Source organism: uncultured Nostoc sp., assembly GCF_964245575.1.
Classification (GTDB): domain Bacteria; phylum Cyanobacteriota; class Cyanobacteriia; order Cyanobacteriales; family Nostocaceae; genus Nostoc.
The window spans coordinates 1-4754 of the sequence record NZ_CAXTNP010000420.1 but is presented as its reverse complement, the minus strand read 5'-3'; the positions used below and the strand labels follow the sequence as shown (position 1 = coordinate 4754).

At 42.0% G+C, this 4754-nt stretch carries 3 protein-coding genes and 2 pseudogenes; 1 reads left to right on the top strand and 4 read right to left on the bottom strand.

The annotated features are described in order from the left end of the window. Positions 1 to 450 precede the first annotated feature (450 nt). The gene (locus tag ACFFAP_RS35935) at positions 451 to 588 is read right to left on the bottom strand and encodes a hypothetical protein (protein ID WP_375515683.1); all 138 of its coding nucleotides are present in this window, start codon (positions 586 to 588) and stop codon (positions 451 to 453) included. A 357-nt stretch (positions 589 to 945) separates the two neighbouring features. Here ACFFAP_RS35935 and ACFFAP_RS35930 point away from each other — a divergent pair, with 357 nt between their 5' ends. Then, positions 946 to 2709 (top strand): Rieske (2Fe-2S) protein, encoded by a 1764-nt coding sequence (locus ACFFAP_RS35930; protein ID WP_375515682.1) that lies wholly within the window; start codon positions 946 to 948, stop codon positions 2707 to 2709. A gap of 57 nt (positions 2710 to 2766) precedes the next feature. Here ACFFAP_RS35930 and ACFFAP_RS35925 read toward each other — a convergent pair. The 3 genes and pseudogenes from ACFFAP_RS35925 to ACFFAP_RS35915 all read right to left on the bottom strand — a co-directional run. Continuing rightward, positions 2767 to 2932 (bottom strand): annotated as a pseudogene (locus ACFFAP_RS35925) (transposase); the annotation flags it as partial. 477 nt (positions 2933 to 3409) lie between these two features. Continuing rightward, positions 3410 to 3502, bottom strand: a pseudogene (locus ACFFAP_RS35920) (IS5/IS1182 family transposase); the annotation flags it as partial. A 172-nt stretch (positions 3503 to 3674) separates the two neighbouring features. After that, on the bottom strand, positions 3675 to 4754 hold a 1080-nt coding region (locus ACFFAP_RS35915; protein ID WP_375515681.1), incomplete at its 5' end, for an IS4 family transposase.

Below are 4754 nucleotides of genomic sequence, written 5' to 3'. Positions count from 1 at the left end.
ATAAATCACTTACTATCAGTATGTTTATTAGAAGCAAGGTATAGGATAAAAGTTTGGCATTTTCACACTTCTCCTATTTTTTTATTTATTAAGTAAGTCAGTACAAGAAAAACAACCTATGTAAATCAAGGTAAAGGAGGCTAAAACTCTTGTCCTCTCAGGAGTGGGGGACTCGGGCACTCATCGGGGATTGGGGGAAATGGTGCGTAGGCGTAGCCCGCACTTCGACAAAGCTCAGTGACCATCGTAGACATCGCCTTTTCAACTTCATCATTCCACCTTTGAGTCTCATGGTTCAAGTTCAGAACTCGAAACGCCGAGCTTTTATCTTGGAACTTGATGCTCAGAACTCGAAACGCCGAACTAAAAGGCTGGGAAATCTAAACTTTGCTGAAAAGAGATGACTATTTCATTCAATGATCGCCTCAAGCCTTGATTATGTGCTTGTAGTTAATGCACATGAGCAACGCTCCAAAGTGAGGTGCTAAAAATTAGGGGTATAAACTGCCTGTTTGATAGTGCCGCAGCTGCGCCCACCAACTCTTGGAGACGCTGCGCGTCGCTTGCTTCCACGAAGTGGTACGGCATGGTTCGACTCCGCTCACCAGCCGCTCAGCGATTGCCGCAGGCATCGCAGCGAGATAGCTGTTTTTATTGAGAATCTGGCTATGTAACTGAGAATTAAAACCCTATTTCACAAAATTGCGTTGCTCCCTTAATGCATTGAGGCTTATAGAATTCGCATTGGTTCTAGTCGTAAGTAACGATTTTGTCAATTGTCTTAATGCAGTGGTGTTACGCCTTGTTACATTGTCGTCACCAATCACCTTTTTCCTAAATGCCCTACCAGTTAACAAAAATTACAATTGCATCGTTGCTCAAACCGTTAGAAAGTTCGCCAGGGTGCGAGTAGGAGTTTTTACATCACTTTTGTGGAAAACTGAAATGATTCAAAAATTTACAGCCCTAATCCATAGAGGCAAATACATCCGTGTTGCTAAATTTGCAGATGTTCAAGCAGCAGGTAGTTTATTAGTTCGCAGCGAAAAACATACTATTGCTCTGTTTTACTCACACAATAAAGTCTATGCAATTGATAATCGTTGTCCTCATATGGGCTTTCCCCTCCACGAAAGCACTTGCAAAAATGGCATTGTGACTTGCCCTTGGCACTATGCGCGTTTCGATCTCGCTAGTGGCGGAACATTTGACTCTTGGGCAGATGATGTTCCCTGTTTTGGTGTAGAAATACGCGATGAGGAAGTTTGGGTAAATTTAGATCCCCTAGTTAACCTGTATGCCCACCACAGCCAACGTCTTCAGGATGGTTTAGAACAGAATATTTCGTTAGTTATTGCCAAATCAGCGATCGCATTACTAGACATGGGGGCAGATTTTACCGAACCATTTCAGGTGGGACTGGAATTTGGCACACGTTATAATAAAGCAGGCTGGAGTACAGGCTTAACCATCCATACTTGCATGATGAATTTGCTGCCTTATCTAGATGCAGAAGACAAACCCCGCGCCCTTTTCCAAGGACTTTCAGCAGTCGCTAGTGATAGCGCTGGAGCGCCGCCCCATTTTGTAGTTCATCCATTGCCTGATTCTACCGTTGACTTCAGTACCCTCAAATGCTGGTTTTGCCAGTTTATTGAGGTGCGTGATAGTGAAGCAGCAGAGAGATGTCTGATATCTGCAATTCGGGCGGGAGCTAATTCTCAGCAGATTGCAGACATGCTGTTCACATCTGCCACAGACCACTGTTACATCGATAGGGGTCATGTACTCGACTTCATTAATAAGGCACTGGAAGCCCTGGATGCCGTTGATTGGGAAGCGGCAGAGTCAGTTTTGGCGAGTCTAGTTTCTGGTTTAGCAACTGCTGACCGCATGGAAGAATCCAATTCCTGGTGCTACCCTGTGGATTTAGTAGGAATTCTGAAATCTGCCTTTGAGCAGTTACCTATGGCTTTGGCAACAGGACGACCTCGACAAGGAACTTGGTCAGGTCAGGAGGAATTAGTGCCGATTTTGTTAGGGGAAGATCCACAGGCAATTACCAACTCTCTTCTGACTGCTTTGGAAGCTGGTTGTACTGAAGAACAATTGGCAGGTGTAGTTACTTACGCAGCAGCACTTCGGGTAGCTCGCTTCCACACTAACAACGACTTTGGCGACTGGAATTCAGCGCACCATCCGTTCACTTTTGCCAATGCAGTGCATCAAGGATTACGACGAGTGCCAACGCTAGAATTACTACGAAGTGTGTTTGATGCTGCCATGAGTGTATATCTGAATCGTTTTTTGAATGTGCCACCAGCAAGACTCCCAGAACCAAAAGACTCTGCTCAAAATCCTGAAGAATTGCTCAAGCAACTACCAGATTTATTAAATCACCAACAACAAGTAAATCAGACAGGTCAGTTAGTGGCAGATTATTTGTATAGTGGTGGCTCGGTTAAGCGACTGATGGCAATGTTGGGTAAGTTGATGCTGCGGGAAAATCGTGAGTTTCATGTGATTCAGGAAATGGAAGCAGCTTTTAGACAATACTCGCTCTTAAGTGAGACTCCTGCTGGTATCCATGTACTAGTTGCTGCTGCTCGTTATTTAGCAGCACACGCGCCCACAATGCGATCGCAAGGGCAAATCTATCAAATTGCTGATCGCTTGCATAAAGGTGATCGCCTGTTTGAAGAATCGTAATTTAGCTAATTTTGGGAGACTTAAGAGGATGTTTGAAAAGTTTTTATAGGTTAAAAATTATGCTAATCGCTGAACCATAATGCGTATCATGGCAAGATGAATAAAAGTCTCAGATGTTGCAGGCAATAACTCATAGTCTCGAACTAATCGGCGACATCCCATCAGCCAACTAAAAGTCCGCAGTCCGCTCTACAACCCAACGTTTTTTGAGCAAGATGAAACCTTTAGCCTCTTGCGATCGCAGCACTACCTGTACAATCCAACAACAAAAATTCATCACCCACTGCATGAAAGGTTCGTAATCATTACCACAATCTACCCAGATAGTAGTCAAACGAGAGACCAAATGATTGGACTGTTTGACCGAACAATTCGCAATTCGCAGTTCGCAATTCGCAATTGCGGACGTAATTGATAATTGATTCATTTAGGGTACAAGCCCCTAATTTCAATTATGAAAACAAACAAAACACGTAGTATCAATAGACCTCTTGCAAAAGTGTTTTTTGCAAGAGTTGGGAAAAGGGACTCATGGTTATTGGGGAAGGGGACAATACAAAACCTTTACCCTTTCCCCTTTCCCCTTTTCCCGACTTATGCAAGAAGTATAATATTCAAGCCCCCAACTTCAGTTGTGGGGAGTGAAAAAGCGAATTGCGAATAGGAAAAAGCGAATTGCTGTGACCCGTTTTAGAACTCGTTTTACTCCTTCTCGCTCACCAACATTGGCTGCGGTGACTAAAACCCTCAAAACCAACCCCAAGGTATCGACGGTCATAAATCGCTTATGTCCAAATGGCACTAAGATAAGCCGAAAGCAAGTTGAGTAATGGGTTTGAGAGATAGAGAGATAAACTTGAATAGGTAGAGAAAAAAGAATTGCATTATTCGCGTAATATTTCCGCGAACTAAATAATTATATTCCTTGGCTCAACAATTTATGTATATATATGTATTATTCGGACTCAAGCAGTTTTTAAATTGTGATGATAGTAGTTGCGCGGTTCTTGCATTAACGGATAAAATTTAGGGCGACGTTTTCTGACTCTCGGTTCACTTCGTGCTGGTCTTAAGGGTACTTCTTTATGGACAATAACTTTTAGCAAAGTGTGATAAATCTGATGCCGTTCGCTGGTAGTAGCGGTAATTAGCTGAGAAATAAAGTTATGAAAATGTTGCCGCGTTCCCTGTAATGATAACCTCAAAGGTGAGACACCATAACTATTGCCAGCCGACCACATCAAAGTCCGTAACAGATTGTAAGCCAATAAAAAAGCCCAAATTTCTTTACGTACCATTGCCGGAGTCTTACTTCTTAATATATCCATCCCCAATGTAGTTTTAAGATGCCTTAAATTAATTTCGACATCCCAACGTTCTTGATAAAGACTTGTAATATCTAAAGTGGAATAAGCCTGAGTATCAAGTAAAGTAGTAATTAGACTCACCTGTTCCGTTCTAAAGCCAGGGATAAAAATATAGAAATAAATTTCCCTGACTATTAATCTATCTGGTAAAGAGTTAAATTCCTCTTGACTTAATCCTTGGGGACATTGTTTCGGTTTGCTCCAAGTCACAAATTTATCACAATCGCCAACAATCTTCCCTCGACGCATTTGAGTTTTACGACTTTGATGCTTGCGAAATACAGCATCACAACCTAAAGTTTTTATTTGAAATAAATCAGCATAAGCACAAAATGCTCTATCTCCTAATAGCACATCACCAGGAGATAAGAAGGAGTACAGTCTTCTTGCTAATTTGATATCATGAGTGTTAAAAATATCAATTACAAGAGCGATAGCCGCACCAGTGGCGATGCTAAACAGCACACCAATCTTAGCAAGAGGAAAACCGCACCCGGTTTTTTGACTATTTGGTTGAGGATATTCTTGTTGATTAAGTGGTGTATCTGGCATGGATACAGTAGAACCATCTATTACTTTAACTTTTCGACCACACCACAAATGTTTTTCATTTACCTGAGATTCTAAACCAACTGCGACTTTAGGGACTTCCAGAAAATAAAATATACAATTAATAAG